This window comes from Citrobacter amalonaticus, from assembly GCF_037053465.1.
In the GTDB taxonomy this organism is placed as follows: Bacteria; Pseudomonadota; Gammaproteobacteria; order Enterobacterales; family Enterobacteriaceae; genus Citrobacter_A; species Citrobacter_A amalonaticus_H.
This window is the reverse complement of the sequence record NZ_JBALIF010000002.1, coordinates 1-22,954: the sequence shown is the minus strand read 5'-3', so window position 1 is coordinate 22,954 and position 22,954 is coordinate 1. Positions and strand designations below refer to the sequence as shown.

General features: G+C 51.5%; 20 protein-coding genes. 12 read left to right on the top strand and 8 right to left on the bottom strand.

The window, feature by feature from the left end; genetic code table 11:
- The first annotated feature begins 200 nt into the window (after positions 1-200).
- Entirely contained in the window at positions 201-1,316 is a 1,116-nt protein-coding gene (locus WB371_RS02945) for an AI-2E family transporter (RefSeq protein ID WP_336218639.1), read from the top strand.
- A gap of 116 nt (positions 1,317-1,432) precedes the next feature.
- Here WB371_RS02945 and cbpM read toward each other — a convergent pair whose 3' ends face one another.
- Positions 1,433-1,738, bottom strand: a complete 306-nt coding sequence (gene cbpM / locus WB371_RS02940; protein WP_336218638.1) for a chaperone modulator CbpM — start codon at positions 1,736-1,738, stop codon at positions 1,433-1,435.
- On the bottom strand, positions 1,738-2,658 hold the full coding sequence (gene cbpA / locus WB371_RS02935; protein ID WP_336218637.1) for a curved DNA-binding protein: 921 nt from the start codon (positions 2,656-2,658) through the stop codon (positions 1,738-1,740). The genes cbpM and cbpA overlap by 1 nt, the downstream gene beginning before the upstream one ends.
- A gap of 182 nt (positions 2,659-2,840) precedes the next feature.
- On the opposite strand from cbpA, the gene WB371_RS02930 reads away from it, so the two are divergent.
- The 5 genes from WB371_RS02930 (at position 2,841) to agp (ending at position 7,623) form a co-directional block, all read left to right on the top strand.
- Positions 2,841-3,203 carry a copper resistance protein gene (locus tag WB371_RS02930; protein WP_336218636.1) on the top strand — a complete coding sequence of 121 codons (363 nt, stop codon included), beginning with the start codon at positions 2,841-2,843 and terminating at the stop codon, positions 3,201-3,203.
- Between the two features lie 48 nt (positions 3,204-3,251).
- Complete coding sequence (locus WB371_RS02925; protein WP_336218635.1) at positions 3,252-5,132, top strand: protein-disulfide reductase DsbD domain-containing protein; 1,881 nt, start codon at positions 3,252-3,254, stop codon at positions 5,130-5,132.
- Positions 5,129-5,752: a DsbA family protein gene (locus WB371_RS02920; protein WP_336218634.1), complete on the top strand. Its 624-nt coding sequence runs from the start codon at positions 5,129-5,131 to the stop codon at positions 5,750-5,752. Before WB371_RS02925 ends, WB371_RS02920 begins: the two co-directional genes overlap by 4 nt.
- Positions 5,742-6,248 (top strand): protein disulfide oxidoreductase, encoded by a 507-nt coding sequence (locus WB371_RS02915; protein WP_336218633.1) that lies wholly within the window; start codon positions 5,742-5,744, stop codon positions 6,246-6,248. The genes WB371_RS02920 and WB371_RS02915 overlap by 11 nt, the downstream gene beginning before the upstream one ends.
- A 133-nt stretch (positions 6,249-6,381) precedes the next feature.
- Entirely contained in the window at positions 6,382-7,623 is a 1,242-nt protein-coding gene (gene agp, locus WB371_RS02910; protein ID WP_336218632.1) for a bifunctional glucose-1-phosphatase/inositol phosphatase, read from the top strand.
- Positions 7,624-7,661: 38 nt separating this feature from the next.
- Here agp and WB371_RS02905 read toward each other — a convergent pair whose 3' ends face one another.
- From WB371_RS02905 to WB371_RS02890, 4 genes are all read right to left on the bottom strand, one after another.
- Positions 7,662-7,889 carry a YccJ family protein gene (locus WB371_RS02905; RefSeq protein WP_336218631.1) on the bottom strand — a complete coding sequence of 76 codons (228 nt, stop codon included), beginning with the start codon at positions 7,887-7,889 and terminating at the stop codon, positions 7,662-7,664.
- A 20-nt stretch (positions 7,890-7,909) separates the two neighbouring features.
- Positions 7,910-8,506: an NAD(P)H:quinone oxidoreductase gene (gene wrbA, locus WB371_RS02900; protein WP_336218630.1), complete on the bottom strand. Its 597-nt coding sequence runs from the start codon at positions 8,504-8,506 to the stop codon at positions 7,910-7,912.
- Positions 8,507-8,984: 478 nt separating this feature from the next.
- On the bottom strand, positions 8,985-10,493 hold the full coding sequence (lysS, locus tag WB371_RS02895) for a lysine--tRNA ligase (RefSeq protein WP_336218629.1): 1,509 nt from the start codon (positions 10,491-10,493) through the stop codon (positions 8,985-8,987).
- A 116-nt stretch (positions 10,494-10,609) separates the two neighbouring features.
- Positions 10,610-11,152, bottom strand: a complete 543-nt coding sequence (locus tag WB371_RS02890) for a helix-turn-helix domain-containing protein (protein ID WP_336218628.1) — start codon at positions 11,150-11,152, stop codon at positions 10,610-10,612.
- 188 nt (positions 11,153-11,340) lie between these two features.
- Between WB371_RS02890 and WB371_RS02885 the strand changes: the two genes are divergently transcribed.
- From WB371_RS02885 to rutR, 5 genes are all read left to right on the top strand, one after another.
- A complete protein-coding gene (locus WB371_RS02885) occupies positions 11,341-11,601 on the top strand; it encodes a helix-turn-helix transcriptional regulator (RefSeq protein WP_336218627.1) in 261 nt (86 codons plus the stop codon).
- Between the two features lie 119 nt (positions 11,602-11,720).
- Entirely contained in the window at positions 11,721-13,046 is a 1,326-nt protein-coding gene (gene potE / locus WB371_RS02880) for a putrescine-ornithine antiporter (protein WP_336218626.1), read from the top strand.
- Positions 13,047-13,049: 3 nt separating this feature from the next.
- Entirely contained in the window at positions 13,050-15,194 is a 2,145-nt protein-coding gene (locus tag WB371_RS02875) for a lysine decarboxylase LdcC (protein WP_336218625.1), read from the top strand.
- A 305-nt stretch (positions 15,195-15,499) separates the two neighbouring features.
- Positions 15,500-15,673: a general stress protein gene (locus tag WB371_RS02870; RefSeq protein ID WP_012132907.1), complete on the top strand. Its 174-nt coding sequence runs from the start codon at positions 15,500-15,502 to the stop codon at positions 15,671-15,673.
- A gap of 162 nt (positions 15,674-15,835) precedes the next feature.
- Positions 15,836-16,474 (top strand): HTH-type transcriptional regulator RutR, encoded by a 639-nt coding sequence (gene rutR / locus WB371_RS02865; protein ID WP_336218624.1) that lies wholly within the window; start codon positions 15,836-15,838, stop codon positions 16,472-16,474.
- Here rutR and WB371_RS02860 read toward each other — a convergent pair.
- A complete protein-coding gene (locus WB371_RS02860; RefSeq protein WP_336218623.1) occupies positions 16,471-16,866 on the bottom strand; it encodes a lysozyme inhibitor LprI family protein in 396 nt (131 codons plus the stop codon). The genes rutR and WB371_RS02860 overlap by 4 nt on opposite strands.
- A 59-nt stretch (positions 16,867-16,925) precedes the next feature.
- Entirely contained in the window at positions 16,926-20,888 is a 3,963-nt protein-coding gene (gene putA / locus WB371_RS02855; RefSeq protein WP_336218622.1) for a trifunctional transcriptional regulator/proline dehydrogenase/L-glutamate gamma-semialdehyde dehydrogenase, read from the bottom strand.
- Positions 20,889-21,284: 396 nt separating this feature from the next.
- Here putA and putP point away from each other — a divergent pair, with 396 nt between their 5' ends.
- Entirely contained in the window at positions 21,285-22,793 is a 1,509-nt protein-coding gene (gene putP / locus WB371_RS02850; RefSeq protein WP_336218621.1) for a sodium/proline symporter PutP, read from the top strand.
- The last annotated feature ends 161 nt before the right edge of the window (positions 22,794-22,954 follow it).

Below are 22,954 nucleotides of genomic sequence, written 5' to 3'. Positions count from 1 at the left end.
ATAACCGCTTTTTATGTTTTTACGATGTGGCGTAGCGTTACCTACTGACTGAAAAGAGTGGTCCCGATCCGTTTTTAAAAACGGGGTGTCGGTCGCCACTGAGCGTGAATGCCCTGCATGCGGTTTTCTTCCCACTGACTTTGTAAAATCCGCAATCAGTCCTATAGTCCTGTGAGTTTCTTTGTTTACAGGATTTCCTTATGCGTTTTAACGGACTGACTAAAGGTTTTTTCCTTTTCCTGCTCGCCATGGTGACATGGGCGTTTTTCGACGTGCTGTCTCCGTACTTCTCCGCCATTCTCTGGGCCGCGATTCTGACGGTGATTTTCTACCCGGTGAAAAACAAACTGCGAACAGCACTGGGGGAACGCAATGGGTTGGCGTCATTGCTGACACTCGGCATTATCTGTCTGATTGTGTTTATCCCCTTGATGTTAATTCTCTCTTCGCTCGCCGTCGAACTGAATGTGGTGTACGTCAAACTGCAGCATAACGATGCTCAGTTTCCGGAAGTGGTGGCGAGTTTGTTTGCCCATATGCCGGAATGGGCGAGGTCGTTTCTTGCCGATCACGATCTGGATAGCGCCGCAAAAATTCAGCAGAAGTTGTCTGATGTGGCGTTAAAAGGCGGGCAATATCTGGCGGGTAGCGCTTTTCTGATCGGTAAGGGAACCTTTGGATTCGCCATCAGCTTTGGCGTGATGCTCTACTTACTCTTTTTCCTTCTCAAAGATGGCCCGTTTCTGGTGCGTCAGATCCTGGACTCATTACCGCTGTCGAATTTCGTCAAGCAGCATCTGTTTGCCAAGTTTGCCGCCGTTTCCCGGGCGACGGTAAAAGGTACCGTGGTTGTGGCTATCGTGCAGGGCACACTTGGCGGGATTGCGTTTTACATCGTGGGTATTGATGGCAGCATCCTGTGGGGGGCTTTAATGGCGTTTCTGTCTCTCATCCCCGCAGTCGGTTCGGCGATTATCTGGGTACCGGCGGCTATTTACCTCTTCTCGACGCAGCAACTGTGGCAAGGATTTTTCATTGTTGGCTTCTTTGTGGTGGTGGTCGGGTTGGTGGATAACATTCTGCGCCCGATTCTGGTGGGTAAAGATACTAAAATGCCCGATTATCTGATACTTATTACCACTCTGGGAGGGATGGAAATTTATGGGATCAATGGTTTTGTGATCGGTCCGTTGGTTGCCGCGCTGTTCATCGCCTGCTGGAACATCCTTTCCGGGCGCGATCATGAAGGAAATGCGGATGAACTCGATAAAGATTTTATCGAAGATGGCATCTCTGAAGAGTCAAAGACAGAGTAAAGATAAAAAAGCCGGATGAGGATTTATCCGGCTTGCGTTCATGCCTGCCCGGTCGTTTTTCCCCATTGGCTCATGGCGGAAAAATAACTAAAAGGGCAGCTTATGCCGCCCTCAAATTAGGGGTGAGCGATAAAACGCGAGAGACGCTGGCGCAACAGACGATTTTCCTGACGTAACCGCGTATTCTCTTCCAGTAACGTCAACGCCACGGCGATTCCCGGCCAGTCAAGCGCCAGCTCCTCGCGAAGTCGCAAGGCACGCTGCACCACGATGGCGGCATGGTCGTCAAACTGCCAGGTGTCCGTCGACTCGGCATAGGGCTCAATCACGCCCAGGCCGACGATTTCGTTAAGCTCTTCTTCCGTCACACCGGTATGCAGACAAAACTCCGTGACGGTAAAGGTGAGAGTGACGTTAGCCATTATGCTTTCCCCCAATCTTTGCGTGGGTCAAATCCTGACTGTGCATCCGCCAGTTGTTGCCATAGCGCAGCCGTGCGTTCATCAGGTTTTGGCGGCATCATGATCTTGAGCACGACGTACAAATCACCGGTCTGTTTTTTACTGACCAGACCTTTTCCTTTAATACGCAGACGTTGACCGGCCTGGCTACCGGGTGGAACGGTGACCAGAATACTGTCTTTCAGCGTCGGGACTGCAATCTTCGCGCCCAGAGCAGCCTCCCATGGCGCAAGGGGGACGACAATTTCCAGATCCTGATTAACGATGTCAAACAAGGGGTGAGGCGCAATGTGGATAACCAGCCACAAATCGCCGTTCGGTCCGCCGTTTTCTCCCGGAGTGCCCTGGCCTTTTAAGCGAATTCGCTGACCATTGCCCACGCCTGCCGGGATCTTCACGTTCAGGGTTTTCGGGATCTCACGCTCTATCATGCCAAACGCATTATAGACGGGCAGGTTGTAGCTGATGGTCCGACTATGTTCGTTGAGGGTTTCTTCAAGAAAAACTGCAACTTCGATTTCAATGTCATGGCCACGGCTGGCAGGCCGCTGGCGTGACTGGCGAGCGTGCTGACCAAAAATAGAGGAGAAAATATCGTCGAAGTCTTCGGCGTTATAGCTTTGACTCTCACCCTGCCGGAACGAACGGTTAAACTGCGGGTCATTGCGGTGCTGCCAGAGCTGATCGTATTCGGCGCGGCGCTGTTCATCACTCAGCACTTCCCAGGCTTCAGCGATCTCTTTGAAGCGGGCTTCGGCGTCGGGTTCTTTACTGACATCGGGATGGTATTTGCGTGCCAGTCGGCGGTAAGCGGTCTTGATAGTCTTGAGATCGTCCGTCGATTTCACGCCCATGATGGCGTAATAATCCTTTAATTCCATAGCGTTCTCTCGGGTTAATCAATACAGGCTGAAGGGATCCCTGAAAAGGTTTCATCAGTAAGTGTAGGGTAATCCTGTTGCAAGCGGATGCCAACCTTCGAACTCCACATAACTTTACAGCCCAGAGGTTGCGTAAAATGCCTCAGCCGCTAAGATGATTCGCGTTAATCAGTGAGGGTGTAATGGCGAAACGTCAACGGATGGGATGGTGGTTCTTCTGCCTGGCATGTGTCGTGGTGATGGTCTGCACCGCGCAGCGCATGGCGGGTCTGCACGCGTTGCAGATGGAGACCATTGCTGTTACGACGACACAATCGCCCGCGCCTGAGGCCGATGACACATCCCCCATAACGCCGTGCGAGCTTAGCGCGAAATCGTTACTTGCTTCGCCGCCAGTGGTTTTTGAAGGCGCGATTCTGGCGCTCTGTTTACTCCTCACCGTGTTAACCCCGTTCAGGACGGTGCGCTTACCGTTCTTTCCTCAACGCGTCATTTCCCCACCGGGACTTCGGGTCCATCTCCGATTCTGTGTTTTCCGTGAATGACTGAACGGCTGTTTTAAACAGTTCGTTAATCATTTATGGAGAAAAAATATGACTTTTGCACTCAGGCAGGGACTGCTCTGCCTGTTATTACTCTGGCTGCCTGTTTCATGGGCGGTTGAGCGCGGCTGGCTGCGCTCACCGGAAAATGATCATGCCAGCGTCCGATTGCGTGCTGATACGTCAGCGCAGGGTGAAACGCGTCTGCTGATTGATGTCAGACTGGAAAACGGCTGGAAGACCTACTGGCGATCGCCGGGTGAGGGCGGCGTTGCGCCTTCCATCACCTGGCAAGGCGAGATGCCAGAGGTGGAGTGGTTCTGGCCGACACCGGCACGTTTTGACGTCGCGAATATCACCACTCAGGGTTATCACGAGCGAGTCACTTTCCCGCTGAATATTCGCGGTAAGGCGCCTGACAGGGTGGATGGTGTGCTGACGCTATCCACTTGCAGCAATGTCTGTTTGCTGACCGACTACCCGTTTTCGCTCACGCCGACGCAGCAGAATGCGGGCTTTGCCCATGATTATGCGCAGGCGATGGGTCGGATCCCTCTGGCGCACGGTTTGACCCGGATGCTGAACGCAGAAGCACGTGACGGAGAGTTAATCATTGAGGCCCAACGCAGCGAAGGCTGGTCTTCCCCCGCGTTATTCCTCGATAGCGTAGACGATGCGGATTTTGCCAAACCGCTTATCCAGGTGGAGGGCGAGAAACTTCACGCGAGGGTGCCGGTTCACGATAGCTGGGGGGAGGGCGCGCCCAATCTGCGTGGCAAATCGCTCACGCTGGTACTGGTGGATAACGGTGTGGCGCAGGAGAGTCAGCTTATCGTTGGCGACGCGCCGACCTCCGACAACGCCGGATCATCGCTCTGGCAGGTGGTCCTGATGGCGCTGTTGGGGGGATTTATCCTCAACCTGATGCCCTGTGTGCTGCCGGTATTGGGAATGAAGCTGGGATCGATACTGCTCGTTGAAGAGAAAAGCCGACAGCAGGTGCGACGCCAGTTCCTGGCTTCGGTGTGCGGTATCCTGGCCTCTTTTATGGCACTGGCGCTGTTAATGACGGTGTTACGCCTGAGCCATCAGGCACTGGGCTGGGGGATCCAGTTTCAGAACCCGTGGTTTATTGGCGTGATGATGCTGGTGATGCTGGCTTTCAGCGCCAGTCTGTTTGGCCTGTTTGAATTCCGTTTGCCTTCATCAATGACCACCCGGCTGGCAACGTACGGCGGCAACGGGCTGTCGGGGCATTTCTGGCAGGGCGCATTCGCCACGTTACTGGCGACACCCTGTAGCGCACCGTTTCTCGGTACGGCTGTGGCTGTCGCACTGACGGCATCTCTGCCCATACTGTGGGGACTGTTCCTGGCGCTCGGAATTGGGATGAGCCTGCCGTGGTTGCTGGTTGCGCTGCGTCCGGGTCTGGCGCTTCGTTTACCCCGTCCAGGACGCTGGATGAACATAGTGCGACGCCTGCTCGGTCTGATGATGCTGGGATCGGCGCTCTGGCTGGCCTCACTGCTGGTTACGCATCTTGGATTTACCAGGCAGAACGCGCTGAAAGAGACCATCCACTGGCAACCACTCAGTGAACAGGCGATTACTGATGCGCTTGTACAGCACAAACGCGTATTTATCGATGTGACTGCCGACTGGTGTATCACCTGCAAAGTCAATAAATACAACGTATTGAATACCGTTGATGTGCAAGAGGCCTTAAAGCAACCGGATGTTGTCGCGCTGCGCGGAGACTGGACATTACCCTCTGATGACATCACCGCTTTTCTGAAATCACGCGGCCAGGTTGCTGTGCCGTATAACCAAATTTATGGCCCCGGTTTACCTGAGGGGCAGGCGTTGCCAACCTTATTGACCCGTGAGGGTCTGTTAAAAACGCTGGCGAAAGCAAAAGGAGTGACCCCATGAAATCGCTGATCATTTTACTGTTTTCCTTATTCACCGCGTTCAGCTTCGCCAAATCGCCTGCGCCGTTTACGCCAGAGCAGGAAAAACAGCTCGAAACATTGATTCAGGAGGAGTTGTTTAACGATCCGGGCAGCCCACGTCTGGGAGCAAAACAGGCAAAACTGACGCTGGTGAATTTCACCGATTACAACTGTCCTTACTGTAAACAACTGGATCCGCTGCTGGAGAAAATCGTGGCGAAGTACCCGGAGGTGGCGGTAATTATCAAGCCGTTACCGTTCAAGGGCGAAAGTTCCGTTCTGTCTGCCCGCACGGCGCTCACAACCTGGCGTGAGCATCCTCAGCAGTTTCTTGCGCTACATGAAAAGTTAATGCAAAAGAGAGGCTACCACACGGATGTGAGCATCAAACAGGCACAGGAGAAATCAGGAGCCACTCCGGTCACGCTGGATAAAAAAAGTAACGAAACGCTGAGTATGAATCTACAACTGGCACGATTAGTGGGTGTTCAGGGGACACCGGCGACGATTATTGGCGATGAGCTGATTCCGGGCGCGGTCTCCTGGGACGTTCTTGAAGAAGTGGTGAAAGAAAAACTGGCGGCTGCTGATGGTCAATAAATTGCGGCGATGGTTGCGTGAGGGGCTAATTCTGCTGGTGATACTGGCAGGCGGGATGCTGCTGATGGATGTCTGGCGCGCGCCGCAGGCACCACCTTCTTTTGACAGCACGCCACTGCAGACACTGGATGGCGAAAGCGTAACGCTGGCGTCACTGAGTGAGAAAGAGCCACTGCTAATCTATTTCTGGGCCACCTGGTGTGGTGTGTGTCGCTATACCACACCGGATATTGCCCGGTTACAGACCGAGGGAAAGAACGTGCTGACGATTGCGCTGCGGTCAGGGGATGAGCAGACCCTTTCGCACTGGTTAACACGCAAAAGGCTCAGCTTTCCGGTGGTGAATGATGCCGATGGATCACTTTCGCGTCGTTGGGATATCAGCGTCACACCGACGCTGGTGATCGTCTCAAAGGGGCGGGTGGTTTCCACAACCAGCGGCTGGACCAGCTACTGGGGCATGATAATGCGTCTGTGGTGGGCGAGCGTGAACTGATCAAGATGCCGGGGAAACCCGGCATTAGCCATTAACGCTGCATGATATCCCTCATTTTGCGGTCCCGTTCCCGGAAAAGTGTCATATATCTGTCACACTTATGGATGATGAATAACAACACGAGGTCGAAGGGATGAAAAAATCGTTAATTGCCGCCGCAGTGGCCGGGGTTGTGATGCTGTCTTCTGGTGCTCAGGCTCAGACGGTGCCGGAAGGCTACCAGCTTCAGCAAGTATTGATGATGAGTCGACACAATTTACGCGCCCCGCTGGCGAATAACGGGAGCGTCCTGGAACAGTCCACGCCAAATAAATGGCCTGAATGGGATGTGCCCGGCGGACAACTCACCACCAAAGGTGGCGTACTGGAAGTGTATATGGGCCATTACATGCGCGAATGGCTGGCAGAGCAGGGGATGGTGAAATCCGGTGAGTGTCCGGCCTCTGAAACAGTTTATGCCTATGCCAACAGTCTGCAACGGACGGTCGCCACTGCACAATTCTTTATCACCGGGGCGTTCCCTGGCTGTGATGTCCCGGTCCATCATCAGGAAAAAATGGGTACCATGGACCCGACGTTTAACCCGGTCATCACCGATGACTCGGCAGCCTTCCGTGAGCAAGCGGTGCAGGCCATGGAAAAAGAGCGCAGTCAGATGCAGCTTGATGACAGCTACAAGCTGCTGGAGCAGATGACCAACTACAAAGATTCTCCCGCCTGTAAACAAAAACAGCAGTGTTCTTTGACTGAAGCCAAAGATACCTTCAGCGCCAACTATGAGAAGGAGCCGAGTGTTTCTGGGCCGCTGAAAATCGGTAACTCGCTGGTGGACGCTTTCACGCTGCAGTATTACGAAGGATTTCAGATGGATCAGGTCGCCTGGGGCGAAATTAAATCCGATCAGCAATGGAAGGTGTTATCAAAACTGAAAAATGGCTATCAGGACAGCTTGTTTACGTCACCGGAAGTCGCGCGTAACGTGGCTAAACCGCTGGTGAAATATATCGATAAAGCGCTGGTCACCGGGCAGGCAAAAGCGCCGAAAATCACTCTACTGGTAGGGCATGACTCCAATATTGCTTCATTGCTGACTGCGCTGGATTTCAAACCGTATCAGTTACATGACCAGTATGAGCGTACACCGATTGGCGGGAAAATCGTTTTCCAGCGCTGGCATGACAGCAAAGCCAATCGCGATCTGATGAAGATCGAGTATGTCTATCAAAGCTCGCAGCAGTTGCGTAATGCGGATGTCCTGACGCTGAAAGCGCCTGCGCAACGTGTGACGCTGGAGCTGAAAGGTTGTCCCGTTGACGCCAACGGATTCTGTCCGATTGACAAGTTTGACACGCTGCTGAATGAAGCCGCGAAGTAAGTGAAGAATTCCCCCGCAACTGCGGGGGAATACAGGGACTAGACGTTTTTACGCTCGATGGTTTGCTCGCCCCAGAAGAGCGAATCCTTATCCGTTTTGTCAAAGGCTTTGATCAGTACTTCGTCACTGCCTTCTTCCCAAATTTTTTCTGCCAGTTTCTCGTCATATCCGGCAACTTCAAATATGGCTTCGGCTATTTCTGGCGACGTATTGCGCAGACTTGCCCACTCACCGACGTGATGAGCCTTCGCTTCTTGAGTTGGCATGCTTGTCCTCCTGTTGAAGATTAGCCGTTGAGCTTCACTGCCAGACCGGCAACGTATTCGCCCTGATAACGTGCAATTGAGAGTTCTTCCTGGCTTGGCTGGCGAGAACCATCACCGCCAGCAATGGTCGTTGCACCGTATGGCGTACCGCCGCGAACCTGTGAAACATCAAACAGCTCCTGCGCAGCATAGCCGATAGGGACAATTACCATCCCATGATGGGCAAGTGTAGTCCATGTGGAAGTAATGGTCTGCTCCTGGCCGCCGCCGGTGCCAGTAGAACTGAAAACGCTGGCGAGTTTGCCGTACAGTGCGCCGGATGCCCAAAGTCCTCCTGTCTGATCCAGGAAGGTACGCATCTGACCAGACATGTTGCCAAAGCGCGTTGGTGTGCCAAAAATAATGGCATCGTAGTCAGCCAGTTCTTGCGGAGTGGCGACCGGTGCATTTTGGGTTTTTCCGCCAGCTTTGGCGAAAATGTCAGGCTGCATCGTTTCCGGTACACGTTTAATGATGACTTCTGCGCCATCCACTTTTTTTGCTCCTTCTGCGACCGCATGCGCCATCGTTTCGATGTGTCCGTACATGGAATAATAAAGCACCAGAACTTTTGCCATTGTCCTACTCCTCGGTTTATCGCAAAGCAGCTAAATGCTGCACTACGTTAAAGATAAGTCCTGTCGACGAGAGTGCAAGCCTCAGAAACATTTCTTTGATTTATAATAAATTTAATCATGAAATTAAGAATAACAGGGCCGTGGCATTAACCGGTACGAAGCGAAACGACCCGGCCGGTTCATTTGCATTCGCTCAACATGCTGTTGTCCAGGTCTTCAATATGTGTTTTGCGTACTCTTCTGAGCAGGTTCGGCAGTGAACATCGATAGTAAGCCAGATATCCTGTGTGGCATTAAAGACGGATATCGGCCCCGTTGCCATATGGTTATCAATAATCAGATCGCCCGTCGCTATCTTGTCTCCTGACATCAGCTTTGCAATCACAAATTCTCCACGTTCATTCAGACAGCATAAGCATCCAGTCTGGTGGTTAACGTGGAGAATAACATTGCACAATCCTTTCATTTTATTGAAGGCTCAATGCTGCGGCCGAAGTGTAGGAAACAGGATCACGTCGCGAATGGTAGAGGCGTCGGTAAAGAGCATCACCATCCGATCAATACCAATCCCCAATCCTGCCGTAGGTGGTAATCCGTACTCCAGTGCGGTGACATAATCACTGTCGTAATACATGGCTTCATCATCACCGGCATCTCGTGAAGCCACCTGGGCCATAAAACGTTCAGCCTGATCTTCGGCATCATTGAGTTCGGAAAAACCATTTCCTATTTCACGTCCGCCAATGAAAAATTCAAAGCGATCGGTGAATTCTGGATCGCTGTCGCTGCGACGGGCAAGCGGGGAGACTTCGGCAGGATAGTCGGTAATAAATGTCGGCTGAACCAGGTGTTTTTCGGCGACGAGATCAAACAGTTCTGTAATGATTCGTCCCTGTCCCCAGCCTGGCTCAACTACAATTCCCTGTTGCTCAGCAATTCGCTTTGTCTGGGTCGCTGACTTCAACTCGTCATGAGTGATATGGGGGGCGTACTTCACGATAGCGTCTCGCATGGTTAGCCGCGCGAAGGGTTGTCCAAAATCAAACGTATGGTCGCCGTAACTCACCAGGGTATTTCCTGTCACTTCCTGCGCAATATGGCGAAACAAATCCTCAGTGAGATCGATAAGATCGTGATAGTCCGCATAAGCCATATACAGCTCCATCATCGTAAATTCAGGATTATGGCGAACGGAGATCCCTTCGTTACGGAAGTTACGGTTGATTTCAAAAACGCGTTCAAACCCGCCAACAACCAGTCGCTTGAGGTACAGTTCGGGTGAGATACGTAAATACATATCCTGGTTCAACGCATTATGATGAGTTGTGAAAGGGCGCGCGGAGGCGCCCCCCGGAATCAATTGCATCATAGGCGTCTCAACTTCCATGAAATCTCTGGCGTGCATAAAATTTCTGATCGTTGAGAGGATTTTTGACCGAATCTCAAAGGTGCGTCGCGACGTTTCATTGGCGATGAGGTCCAGATAACGCTGGCGATAACGACGCTCCTTATCACTTAAACCGTGAAATTTATCTGGTAGGGGCCGCACTGCTTTGGTGAGCAAACGTAATGCACTGCATTTGATTGTCAGTTCACCCGTCTGGGTTTTAAACAGTACGCCGGTTGCGCCTAAGATATCCCCCTGGTCGAACATCTTAAGATCGTGCTCGTACTGCTCGTCGCCAACTCCTTGTGTAGTGACATAGAGTTGGATCCTGCCTCCCATATCTTGCAGTGTTATAAAGGTCGTTTTTCCCATCACCCGTCGTGTCATCATTCTGCCCGCCACGCTGACAGTAACAGGGGATGCACTCAGTTTTTCCGCGCTGAGCCCATCATACTGCTGATGCAGGTAATCCGATGTGAAATCCCGACGGAAGTCGTTGGGGAAGGCGTTACCGCACTGGCGTAACTGACGAAGTTTCTGCTTGCGAAGACTGTATTCATCATTAAGCAATTGCTCGTTATCTGACGTTTCCCGACTCATCCGTGATCCTCCCAACAGTGTTTAGTTGAAGAGCACTTTACAGCGAGGCGAGAGTGCCATGCAAGAAAAATGATCTCCATAGAGATCATTTTGTGGTGTTAATCGAGTAAATCTGTTCAGGTTCTGTTTTTACGCGAGGATTCAATGGCTGAAATCCATTTCTGTGCCTGACCATAAAACTGCTCGCGTTCACCTGGCGTTAGCTCAGCAATTTTTCCTTCTAACATGCTGCGCTGACCCACTTCCTGCAATATTCCTTTAACCCCTTCTTTATGGATTAGCTTAAGCAACGACTCTTGTTCGCTTTGATCTAACGAGCTGAAAATCAGAGACCATGTGAACTGGAGCGGATCGCTGGTGACAGGAGACTGCGTCTGATAACTCGCCACATTTTGTTCCAGTGACAGTGGGATCGGCTGTGTTGGGCGATCTCCCCAGGCCAGCCATTCCACAGAAACACCCTCCAGTTCAGCAATTTTTGCGGCAATGCTCAGTGAAGGTTCTGTGCCTCTGTTGAGGTAATTATTAAGTGTGGAATAGGAAAGACGCCACGATTTTGCTGCCGCGCGGGTGCTGCGGTTGCCAATCAACAACCGCAGCCGATCGGCAAGCGACTCATACTGATCATCTGGATTGTCGGTTCGGTTTTCGCTGTTCATTCTGCTTATCTATTCCCATAAAGAAATGCAATTGACTCATATAGAGATCAAAAAATGAGTGTTAACTCACATTTTTCTACTTTTGTGCTTTTTATGATCTCAAAATGGATCAATTCTATTGCCTGCGTAAGGACATTGAATTTACCCCATGGGGTTAACCCAAGAGGTAAGAGAAGGGTAATCGAAATATGGGCATAAATGAAGAGCGTGCCGACTGGCACAGGGTTGATATTGTGGCTGCCTTGCATAAACGGGGAATGTCAATTCGTGAACTTTCCGTACGCTCGGGCCTTAAACCGGACACGTTAAAAAATGCGCTTTCTCGTACATATCCCCGGGCTGAACGCATCATTGCTGAGGCATTGGGTATTCCGCCGGAAATAATCTGGCCCAGCCGCTATTTAATGTCAACTGACACCAGAGAAAAAGGCGATTCTGAAAAACAGTAATTTATGGAAAGACGTCATTTTTCTCTTTAAATCAGGAGGGGACGCTCATGCATTAACAGCAATCTCATATTTTCTAACTATCCACGATCGTTATATCTAAATAACAAAGAGATGTCAGTATGAGTAATCCTGGAAATAAAATGGGAGTCGTACACCTGACCATATTAACTGCGGTTAATATGCTAGGGTCCGGCATTATTATGCTCCCGACAAAACTTGCTGAAGTAGGAACCCTGTCAATTTTATCCTGGTTGGTCACCGCCTTAGGATCACTGGCGTTGGCGTGGGCTTTTTCAAAGTGCGGGCTTTTCAGTACGAAATCAGGTGGTATGGGCGGATACGCTGAATACGCCTTCGGGAAATCAGGCAATTTTATTGCAAACTATACGTATGCAATAAGTTTGCTCATCGCCAATATTGCGATTGCTATTTCTGCTGTCGGTTATGGTTCCGTGTTATTTCATGCGAACTTATCACCGGTCGGCGTCTGTCTGGCAACCATTGTGGTGTTGTGGATTACGACTATTTGTAATTTCGGCGGAGCAAGAATTACAGGGCAAATTGGATCGGTGACCGTATGGGGGGTAATAATTCCTGTTGTCGGTTTGTGCGTAATTGGCTGGTTTTGGTTTAGTCCGTCGCTTTATATCAGTGCATGGAATCCTAACCACCTGGATTTCTTCTCGGCTATTTCGACCTCTATTTCTATGACGCTATGGGCGTTTTTGGGGCTGGAATCAGCATGCGCGAATATGGATGCGGTTGAGAATCCGCAGAAAAATGTACCCATAGCGGTATTCGGTGGCACGTTGGTCTGCGCCCTGATCTACATTTTGTCTACCAATGTTATTTCCGGAATTGTTCCAAACACCGATCTTTTGCATTCGACAGCACCTTTCGGGCTGGCCTATGCAACCCTCTTTACACCGACTGTTGGCAATGTTGTGATGTTTTTGATGGCATTGGCCTGTATCGGTTCATTATTAGGATGGCAATTTACCGTCGCTCAGGTATTTAAATCCTCCGCAGATATCGGTTACTTTCCGCGAATTTTCTCTCAGGTCAGTAAAAAAGATGCGCCGATCATCGGTATGATTATTTTAGGTGTTATTCAGACGATGCTGGCGTTAATGACTATCAGCCCTTCGTTGAACAAGCAATTTAATAATCTGGTTAATTTAGCCGTAGTGACGAATTTAGTCCCTTATGTCCTCTCAATGGCGGCATTAATTCCGATGCAGCGCATAGCAGGAATTACGGGGAGTCAACAGAAATCAAATGCGTTCATCGCTTTAATTGGCACGATTTACAGCTTTTATGCTCTTTATGCATCGGGGGAAGAAGCAATGATGCTCGGTGCGTTGGTCACCTTCTCCGGTTGGACATTCTGGGGAATGTTCATTCAGAAGAAAGATAATGCCGTAGCGGATCTTTATCAGGGATAAGATATGAAAACAATCGTAATAATGAACCACCTTGGCGTGCTTTTTAAAGAAGCACCCGTACATGAATTACAACAATTACTGGAAGCAGAAAACTTCCGGGTCGTTTTCCCGCAAAGTAGCGAAGATCTTCTGGCGCTCATTGAAAATAATGCCAAAATCTGTGGCATCATCTTTGACTGGGAAACGTGGCATGTCTCACTTCCGGATGAAATCGTGAAGCTAAATGAACAACTGCCTCTGTATGCCTTCGCCAGTCAGTTGTCGATTCCCGATATACGCATGCACGATTTGAACCTGAATATAACCTTCTTTGAATATGAGCTGGATGGCGCAAGGGAAATCGCAGACCGAATTAAACGGGGAACCGCTGCCTATTTTGATGCTATTTTACCGCCATTTACGAAAGCGTTATTTCGTTATGTCGAAGAAGGAAAGTATACATTCTGTACCCCAGGGCATATGGGGGGAACGGCATTTCAGAAGAGTCCGGTAGGCAGTCTGTTTTACGATTTTTTTGGCGCAAACACCATGAAGTCGGATATCTCTGTTTCAGTGGCAGAGTTAGGATCGCTACTGGACCATTCTGGTCCTCATCGTGAAGCCGAAGAGTATATTGCGAAAGCGTTTAACGCCGAGCGTAGCTTTATGGTGACAAACGGGACGTCAACGGCCAATAAAATCGTCGGAATGTACTCTGCTCCGGCTGGCAGCACTGTTCTGATTGACCGCAATTGTCACAAATCGCTCACGCATCTGATGATTATGAGCGACATCACGCCGATCTATTTACGTCCTACGCGAAATGCGTGGGGGATATTGGGTGGGATACCGCGGAGTGAGTTTAGTAAAGAAACCATTGCGAGTCGGGTGAAACAGACGCCAAATGCGAGCTGGCCTGTGCACGCGGTGATAACGAACTCAACGTATGATGGTCTGCTTTATAACACCGATTATATAAAACAGACGCTGGACGTGAAATCGATCCATTTTGACTCCGCCTGGGTGCCTTACACCAATTTCAGCCCTATTTATGAAGGCCTGAGTGGTATGAGTGGCGAACGTGTTGAGGGGAAAACGATTTATGAAACGCAATCCACGCATAAGCTTTTGGCGGCGTTTTCACAGGCATCAATGATCCATATTAAGGGTGATTTTGAAGAGGAAACCTTCAATGAAACCTTTATGATGCACACCTCTACGTCTCCGCACTATGGCATTGTTGCCTCGATTGAAATGTCTGCGGCAATGATGAAAGGGAATGCCGGGAAAAGGCTGGTCGAAAATTCTATTCGTCGTGCCGTTCAATTCCGTCATGAAATTAAAGCCATCAGAAAAGAAGTCAATGGATGGTTTTTCGATGTCTGGCAGCCTGACTGCGATGCCCTTGACGCCCGTTGCTGGGCTCTGTCACCAGGAGAAGAGTGGCATGGATTTAAGGACATTGATGAACGCCATATGTTCCTTGATCCTATCAAGGTCACGTTGCTGATGCCTGGAATGAACCAATCCGGAAAAATGGAAAAGCAGGGGATACCAGCAGCGCTTGTTGCAAAGTATCTTGATCAGCACGGTATTATTGTCGAAAAAACCGGACCGTATAACCTTCTTTTCCTTTTCAGCATTGGCATTAACAAGACAAAAGCATTAGGTTTACTCAGAGCGTTGAATGACTTTAAGCGCGATTATGATCGTAACGCTACCGTAAAAGAGATGCTGCCCGCCGTTTATGAACAACAGCCAGAATTTTATGCCGATATGTGTATTCAGGAACTGGCCAACGGGATCCATTCTTTAATTTGCCATCACAATTTACCCGAGTTGATGTTCCATGCGTTTGAAACATTGCCGACGATGGCGATGAACCCACATCGGGCATTCCAGAAAGAATTGCATGGCGAAGTTGAGGAGATTTATGTCGACGACATGATCGGACGAGTGAGTGCCAATATGATTCTGCCGTATCCACCGGGGGTTCCTTTGGTGATGCCTGGGGAAATGTTAACGGAAGAGAACCGTGCAACGCTCCAGTTTATTCAGATGCTATGTGAAATTGGTAAGTGGTATCCGGGATTTGAAACGGATATCCACGGGGCATATCGCCAATCTGACGGGCGCTATAAGGTTAAAGTCATTGCCAATAAACGCTAGCCATCCCTGAGAACTACGCTCCGCAACGCGGATTTTCGCGATGGCGGAGCGTTCTGAATTATCATGATACATTTTCCCCGATCGTCCTTTCTTCTGCCATAAGAATTAATTATGGGCTTTGTTAGTGAGCATATTGCGTGTTAGCGGCGAAGATATTGCAGGATATTACGAACTGCTGCCCGATCGTGCTGTGTTCACTATGCTTAGAGTTACGTAGCAATCATTATGGTGTGTATCACTTGCTGCGAGGGGATCCTCCCCGACACCTATGCAATATGATGTCTAATCAATGACGGAGGTCAGTAATGGCAAACCATCGAGGCGGTTCCGGCAATTTTGCTGAAGACCGTGAGAGAGCATCAGAAGCAGGTCGTAAAGGTGGCCAGCACAGCGGGGGTAACTTCAAGAATGACCCGCAGCGTGCATCTGAAGCCGGTAAGAAAGGGGGCAAAAGTAGTCACGGTAATCGTAACAGCTAGCCCTGCCATACCTGAAAGTCATCACCTGTAGTACTCAATTCAGTGTGATGACGCCACCGCCGCCGGATAATCCGGCGGTTTTTTTGCATCTTATGTTGAACTGTAATGAAACGCCCCGCAGACTAAGCGCCACTGCCAGATTCACAGAACAAGGAAACAGGCATGGCCCAACGTGCTGAGAAAAAAACAGGTAAACGTTCGCAGGCTGTCAGCGCAAAACGCCAGGCTATTCTTACGGCGGCATTGAATACGTTTTCGCAATACGGTTTTCACGGTACGCGCATTGAGCAAATCGCCGAGCAGGCTGGTGTCTCTAAAACCAATCTCCTGTATTACTATCCGTCCAAAGAAGCACTGTATGTGGCGGTGTTGCAACAGATACTTGATATCTGGCTGGCACCGTTGAAAGCGTTTCGTGAAGATTTTGCGCCGCTCGCCGCGATTAAAGAATATATCCGGCTTAAACTGGAAGTATCCCGCGACTATCCGCAAGCCTCACGGCTGTTTTGTATGGAAATGCTGGCGGGGGCGCCGCTGTTGATGGACGAACTGACCGGTGATTTAAAAGCGCTGATTGATGACAAGTCCGCACTGATTGCCGGGTGGGTAAAGAGTGGAAAACTGGCACCGATTGACCCGCACCATCTGATTTTCATGATTTGGGCTTCAACACAGCATTACGCCGATTTTGCGCCTCAGGTCGAGGCGGTAACAGGGGCAACGCTACGTGATGAAGCCTTTTTTAATCAGACGGTTGAGAACGTTCAGCGCATGATTATTGAAGGAATTCGTGTCCGTTAATTCGCGGGTGGCAGTGGGCAGCTCAGATCGCCTTCTTCGCATTGCAGCAACGAAGCGATAAATGCTTCCCGTTCAGCCGTTTTATCCGTAAGGCATTGACTGGAAATCATCGCCTGGGCGCTACCGCCTTCAGTGCCGGAACTGATAAGCGCACAGTCCGCATCGCGTACGGCTATCCAGGCAGTTTGCGCCTTTTTCAGCAGTTCTTGCTGCGCTGGTGTAGCGCGTTTCAGCGCATTCTGAAACGTCTTATTCAATGCCTTATCCGCCGTCTGATATTGCGCGGCGGCACAGGTATTCATTTCTGCTTGCGTGCTGGCATTAGCACAATCATCGGCCAGTGCCTGGCCGCCAGCCAGCAACGCCACGCAGGTAAGTAAAATTCGGTTCATGACTCCCTCTGGATCCACAAAAAAAGGCCCCGTTACCGGAGCCTTAATTAACCATAGCTTTAGCCAATTGTCATCAGGCTGGCGTTACCCCCGGCGGCGGCTGTGTTCACGCTTAGCGAGCGCTCAACGTACAGACGTTCCAACAAGATATTACTTTCCCCTCGGGCGAATCCCTGCACTGAGATGATGGCACCTTCACGGGCGGCAACCGCTTCACACAAGGCGCGAAGCTGATCCGAATCACCGTGGAAAATAACGGCATCAAACGGCTGAGATACCAGGTTATCGGCTTTGGTAAACCCGATTCGGTCGCAAACGGCTTTCGGCAAACGTTTTGCCAGTTCCCGATGGAAGGCATCATCCGGCCACAAAATCAGACTACCGACCGATGCGACTGCTGCAAGTTGCACCAATGCATCCTGTTCATCATCAGCAATACAGAGCACGCGCTCACGCGGTAACAGTGTCCAGGTATTTCGTTCTCCTGTCGGTCCAGGCAAAAGTCGCTGCGTCCCGGCCTGCGCCTGCTCGCCAAATTGCTGACAGATCTGGCGCAGAGCAGGGCGATCGGCGGCCCATTCACGTAGCGCTTCTAATGGTTGAGTCAGAGCGGCTTTAAGCTGTGCATCAACCGGATATTCTGCATCCTGGCGCGCCAGGGTGATCGATAGCGCATTTTCCGGACGGTTTGCCAGCAAACGGTAGAGATAGAGTGGCCCACCAGCCTTAGGACCCGTGCCAGACAAACCTTCGCCGCCAAACGGCTGAACGCCAACGACAGCCCCGACCATGTTACGGTTCACGTACAGGTTCCCCACGTGCGCAGAACCGGTGACCTGGGCGATGGTTTCATCGATACGGGTATGAACGCCGAGCGTCAGACCATATCCGGAGGCGTTAATTTGCGCGATCAGCGCGTCCAGATTATTGCGGTTGTAACGCACAACGTGCAGAACCGGGCCAAACACTTCTTTTTGCAGTTCGTCAAAACTCTCCAGTTCGATCAGGGTTGGGGCGACGAAGGTGCCGGTTTGCCATTCGCGGACATCATCACTGTTTTCACGTACCGCCTGGAACACCGGACGGCCTTTCGCGCGCATAGCCTGAATGTGACGTTCGATATTCGTCTGGGCTTCGTCATCAATAACCGGACCGATATCGGTGGTCAGGCGTCCCGGATTACCCATCCGGCATTCCGCCATCGCGCCGCGCAGCATTTTCAGCGTGTGGTCGGCAATATCATCCTGCAAACAGAGGACGCGTAGCGCGGAACAGCGCTGTCCGGCGCTGTCAAACGCGGAGGCCAGTACATCCACCACGACCTGCTCGGTGAGCGCCGACGAGTCCACAATCATCGCGTTCATACCTCCCGTTTCGGCGATCAGGGGAATCGGACGCCCCTGCGCATCCAGACGGGTGGCGATGTTGCGCTGTAGCAGTGTCGCTACCTCGGTCGAACCGGTAAACATCACGCCACGCACACGGCCGTCAGTGGTCAGAGTGGCGCCGACCGTTTCGCCACGCCCCGGCAGCAGTTGCACAACGCCCGGCGGTACACCGGCCTCCAGCAGAATCGCAACCCCTTGTGCAGCGATGAGCGGCGTTTGTTCTGCGGGTTTGGCGAGTACGCTGTTGCCTGCCGCCAGCGCAGCGGCAATCTGTCCGGTAAAGATGGCGAGCGGGAAGTTCCACGGACTAATACACACCACCGGACCAAGCGGACGGTGAGTTTCATTATCGAAATCATCACGAACCTGACCCGCGTAATAGTGGAGGAAATCGACAGCTTCGCGCACTTCCGCAATGGCATTGCTGAACGTTTTCCCGGCTTCACGTACCAGAATGCCGATCAGTTGTTGCATCTGGCCTTCCATCAACACCGCTGCGCGATGCAGGATCGCCGCACGTTCTTCCGGCGGCGTCGCAAACCAGATAGGCGCGTTATTCACTGCGCTTTGCAGCGCCTGTTCGACTTCGCTTTCACTGGCTTCACGCACATAACCAACGATGTCTTTCGGCTCGGCCGGGTTAATCACTGCACTCATTTCACCCTCGGAAACCGGCGTTTCGAGCATCGGCAACGCGCGCCATTTTTGCAGCGCGCTATTGAGCAGGGCGGAGGAGAGCGAGGCCAGACGGTGTTCATTGGAGAGATCCAGACCGGCTGAGTTATCGCGGCCTTTACCGTAGAGATCGCGCGGCAGGGCTATTTTGGGATGTGGCAGGCCGGTCTGACCTTCCTGCTGAGCCAGTTTCTCAACGGCTTCAACGGGATCGGCCACCAGTTCATCCAGCGGTAGCGTGGTATCCGCGATACGGTTAACAAAGGAGGTATTCGCGCCGTTTTCCAGCAAACGACGCACCAGATAGGCCAGTAGCGTTTCATGCGTACCAACCGGCGCGTAGATGCGGCACGGACGATTCAGTTTTCCATCCGCCACTTTACCGGTGACCTGCTCATACAGCGGTTCGCCCATCCCGTGCAGACACTGGAATTCATACTGGCCCGGATAGTAGTTCTGCCCGGCTAACTGATAAATAGCCGCCAGCGTATGGGCGTTATGGGTGGCAAACTGCGGGTAGATCAGATTCGGCACCGCGAGCAGCTTCTTCGCGCAGGCGAGATAGGAGACATCCGTGTAGACCTTGCGGGTATAAACCGGATAGCCTTCAAGGCCGTCCATCTGGGCGCGTTTGATCTCGCTGTCCCAGTAGGCGCCTTTCACCAGGCGGATCATCAGACGACGACGGCTGCGGGTGGCGAGATCTATCAGGTAATCAATGACAAACGGGCAGCGTTTCTGGTAGGCCTGGATCACGAAACCAATACCGTTCCAGCCTGCCAGCTCAGGTTCAAAGCACAGTTTTTCCAGCAGGTCGAGGGAGATCTCCAGACGATCGGCCTCTTCGGCATCGATATTGATCCCGATGTCATACTGACGTGCTAACAGCGTCAAAGATTTCAGCCGTGGGTACAGTTCTTCCATCACCCGATCGTACTGGGCACGGCTGTAGCGCGGATGCAGGGCGGAAAGCTTAATGGAAATGCCAGGCCCCTCATAGATCCCGCGTCCGTTCGAGGCTTTGCCAATCGCATGAATCGCCTGTTGATAGGAAACCATATAAGCTTGCGCATCAGCGGCGGTCAGCGCAGCTTCACCCAGCATATCGTAAGAGTAGCGGAACCCTTTTTCTTCAAGCTTACGCGCATTGGCCAGCGCTTCGGCAATGGTTTCACCCGTCACGAATTGTTCGCCCATCAGGCGCATCGCCATGTCGACGCCTTTGCGAATCAGCGGTTCGCCACTCTTACCAATAATGCGATTCAGTGAGCGTGACAGGCTGGCCTCATTATGCGTGGAGACCAGCCGTCCAGTGAATAACAGGCCCCAGGTTGCCGCGTTGACAAACAGTGACGGACTGCGTCCGATATGCGACTGCCAGTTGCCATTACTGATTTTGTCGCGGATCAGCGCATCACGCGTGGCCTTATCCGGAATACGCAACAGCGCTTCCGCCAGACACATCAGCGCCACGCCTTCCTGTGATGAGAGAGAGAACTCCTGTAATAAACCCTGCACCATACCTGCGCGGCCGCTGGCCGTTTTCTGGTTACGCAGTTTATCCGCCAGTTGATAAGCCAGCTTGTGCGCCTGTTCGGCAACTGGCTGCGGCAGGCGCGCCTGCTCCATCAACATGGAGACGGCATCCGTTTCTGAACGGCGGTAAGCTGCGGTGATGGCGGCACGGGAAACGGATTGAGGCAGGATCTGCTCGGCGAATTCAAGGAACGGCTGATGGGCCTCTTCTTGTGGCGCTGTCGCCTCATCGCCTTCGTTAGCGGCACCCGCTAACAGTGCAGGAAGTTCTGGCAGTGCGTCATCGTTTTCCAGCTTTTCCAGATAATTAAAGATTGCCTGCTTAATTAACCAGTGCGGGGTGCGATCAATTCGCGTCGCCGCTGACTTAATACGTTCGCGGGTCGCGTCATCCAGTTTAACCCCCATCGTGGTGGTTCCCATGCCATCTGCTCCTGTTGTTCGGTGGTATACCGCTAATCGTTATCGAGAAATATCCACTATGTTGCAACTTTGTGCAACCACGTTAAATGTGACCTGGATAACAAGCTTAAAAATGAATGAAATGTTAATAAAAAAAGATGTATGACGCTCAGAAAAGTAATAACGCTATCTTTTTCTCTGCGGTACTTAACACTTTTAAAAGGTGCAACCGTCAAAAATGTGAGAGAGTGCAACCTGCCGAAAAATAGTCTGCATCTGCATTAAAAATTGATGTAAATGATGTGTTAAATCGATTGTGAATAATCCACGCTTCCGGCAGGATACGGTCGCCTGGGAAATACAACATGCTTTGCCTCGTTCCGGCAGGGCAATAAAACAGAAGAATCTGGAGAATTTATGGCAATAAGTACACCTATGCTGGTGACGTTCTGTGTCTATATTTTTGGCATGATATTGATTGGTTTTATCGCCTGGCGCTCAACCAAAAACTTTGATGATTATATTTTGGGTGGCCGTAGTCTTGGGCCATTTGTGACGGCGTTATCCGCTGGCGCATCCGATATGAGCGGCTGGTTACTGATGGGGCTACCAGGGGCGATATTTATTTCGGGAATTTCAGAAAGCTGGATTGCCATTGGTCTGACGGTTGGAGCGTGGATAAACTGGAAGCTGGTCGCGGGTCGCCTTCGCGTGCACACTGAACATAATAATAATGCCCTGACTCTGCCGGACTATTTCACCGGTCGTTTTGAAGATAATAGCCGGATACTGCGTATTATCTCCGCGCTGGTTATTTTGCTGTTTTTCACTATTTACTGTGCGTCTGGCATTGTGGCGGGGGCGCGTCTCTTTGAGAGCACCTTCGGCATGAGCTACGAAACCGCACTGTGGGCGGGGGCGGCAGCCACCATTATTTATACCTTTATTGGCGGATTCCTCGCCGTCAGCTGGACGGACACTGTTCAGGCCAGCCTGATGATTTTTGCCCTGATCCTGACTCCGGTGATGGTGATCATCAGCGTGGGCGGCTTTGGCGATTCTCTGGAAGTCATCAAGCAAAAGAGCATTGAGAACGTCGATATGCTCAAAGGGCTGAATTTCGTCGCTATCATTTCCCTGATGGGCTGGGGACTGGGCTACTTTGGTCAGCCGCATATTCTGGCGCGCTTTATGGCGGCGGATTCTCACCACAGCATTGTCCACGCGCGTCGTATCAGTATGACCTGGATGATCCTGTGCCTGGCGGGAGCAGTCGCGGTGGGCTTTTTCGGCATCGCGTATTTCAATAACAACCCGGCGCTGGCAGGTTCGGTGAATCAGAACGCTGAACGCGTCTTCATTGAACTCGCGCAGATTCTCTTCAACCCATGGATTGCCGGTATTCTGCTTTCCGCAATCCTTGCTGCGGTGATGTCAACGCTGAGCTGTCAGCTTCTGGTCTGTTCCAGCGCCATCACTGAAGACTTGTATAAAGCATTTCTGCGTAAAGGTGCCAGCCAACAAGAGCTGGTCTGGGTAGGCCGCGTGATGGTGCTGGTGGTCGCGCTGGTGGCGATTGCCCTGGCAGCCAATCCGGAAAACCGCGTGTTGGGCCTGGTCAGCTACGCGTGGGCCGGTTTTGGCGCTGCGTTCGGTCCGGTGGTTCTGTTCTCCGTTTTGTGGTCACGCATGACCCGTAACGGTGCGCTGGCGGGGATGATCATTGGTGCAGTGACAGTGATTGTCTGGAAGCATTACGGCTGGCTGGATCTTTACGAGATCATTCCAGGGTTTATCTTCGGAAGCCTTGGGATTGTGGTCTTCAGCCTGCTGGATAAAGTGCCATCGGCTGCGATGCTGAAACGCTTTGCTGACGCGGACGCGTACTATCATTCTGCGCCACCGTCGCGTCTGCAGGAAGGCTAATTACCTGATTATCTGACTATCAAGCCCGCGCTATGCGCTGAGGGATCCCCATAAAACAGCGCTAATAAACCAGCACCATACTTCGGTAGGCTCTGGCGAGGTGGTTAAGAACGGTGCTCAGCACCGTTCGCCTTAATATTAGCGGGGAGTGTCGCAGGACA

Excerpts from the sequence above, each read along its gene's own strand:
- WB371_RS02945 (WP_336218639.1), top strand. The coding sequence starts at position 201 with ATGCGTTTTAACGGACTGACTAAAGGTTTTTTCCTTTTCCTGCTCGCC.
- cbpM (WP_336218638.1), bottom strand. The coding sequence starts at position 1,738 with ATGGCTAACGTCACTCTCACCTTTACCGTCACGGAGTTTTGTCTGCAT.
- cbpA (WP_336218637.1), bottom strand. The coding sequence starts at position 2,658 with ATGGAATTAAAGGATTATTACGCCATCATGGGCGTGAAATCGACGGAC.
- WB371_RS02930 (WP_336218636.1), top strand. The coding sequence starts at position 2,841 with ATGGCGAAACGTCAACGGATGGGATGGTGGTTCTTCTGCCTGGCATGT.
- WB371_RS02925 (WP_336218635.1), top strand. The coding sequence starts at position 3,252 with ATGACTTTTGCACTCAGGCAGGGACTGCTCTGCCTGTTATTACTCTGG.
- WB371_RS02920 (WP_336218634.1), top strand. The coding sequence starts at position 5,129 with ATGAAATCGCTGATCATTTTACTGTTTTCCTTATTCACCGCGTTCAGC.
- WB371_RS02915 (WP_336218633.1), top strand. The coding sequence starts at position 5,742 with ATGGTCAATAAATTGCGGCGATGGTTGCGTGAGGGGCTAATTCTGCTG.
- agp (WP_336218632.1), top strand. The coding sequence starts at position 6,382 with ATGAAAAAATCGTTAATTGCCGCCGCAGTGGCCGGGGTTGTGATGCTG.
- WB371_RS02905 (WP_336218631.1), bottom strand. The coding sequence starts at position 7,889 with ATGCCAACTCAAGAAGCGAAGGCTCATCACGTCGGTGAGTGGGCAAGT.
- wrbA (WP_336218630.1), bottom strand. The coding sequence starts at position 8,506 with ATGGCAAAAGTTCTGGTGCTTTATTATTCCATGTACGGACACATCGAA.
- lysS (WP_336218629.1), bottom strand. The coding sequence starts at position 10,493 with ATGAGTCGGGAAACGTCAGATAACGAGCAATTGCTTAATGATGAATAC.
- WB371_RS02890 (WP_336218628.1), bottom strand. The coding sequence starts at position 11,152 with ATGAACAGCGAAAACCGAACCGACAATCCAGATGATCAGTATGAGTCG.
- WB371_RS02885 (WP_336218627.1), top strand. The coding sequence starts at position 11,341 with ATGGGCATAAATGAAGAGCGTGCCGACTGGCACAGGGTTGATATTGTG.
- potE (WP_336218626.1), top strand. The coding sequence starts at position 11,721 with ATGAGTAATCCTGGAAATAAAATGGGAGTCGTACACCTGACCATATTA.
- WB371_RS02875 (WP_336218625.1), top strand. The coding sequence starts at position 13,050 with ATGAAAACAATCGTAATAATGAACCACCTTGGCGTGCTTTTTAAAGAA.
- WB371_RS02870 (WP_012132907.1), top strand. The coding sequence starts at position 15,500 with ATGGCAAACCATCGAGGCGGTTCCGGCAATTTTGCTGAAGACCGTGAG.
- rutR (WP_336218624.1), top strand. The coding sequence starts at position 15,836 with ATGGCCCAACGTGCTGAGAAAAAAACAGGTAAACGTTCGCAGGCTGTC.
- WB371_RS02860 (WP_336218623.1), bottom strand. The coding sequence starts at position 16,866 with ATGAACCGAATTTTACTTACCTGCGTGGCGTTGCTGGCTGGCGGCCAG.
- putA (WP_336218622.1), bottom strand. The coding sequence starts at position 20,888 with ATGGGAACCACCACGATGGGGGTTAAACTGGATGACGCGACCCGCGAA.
- putP (WP_336218621.1), top strand. The coding sequence starts at position 21,285 with ATGGCAATAAGTACACCTATGCTGGTGACGTTCTGTGTCTATATTTTT.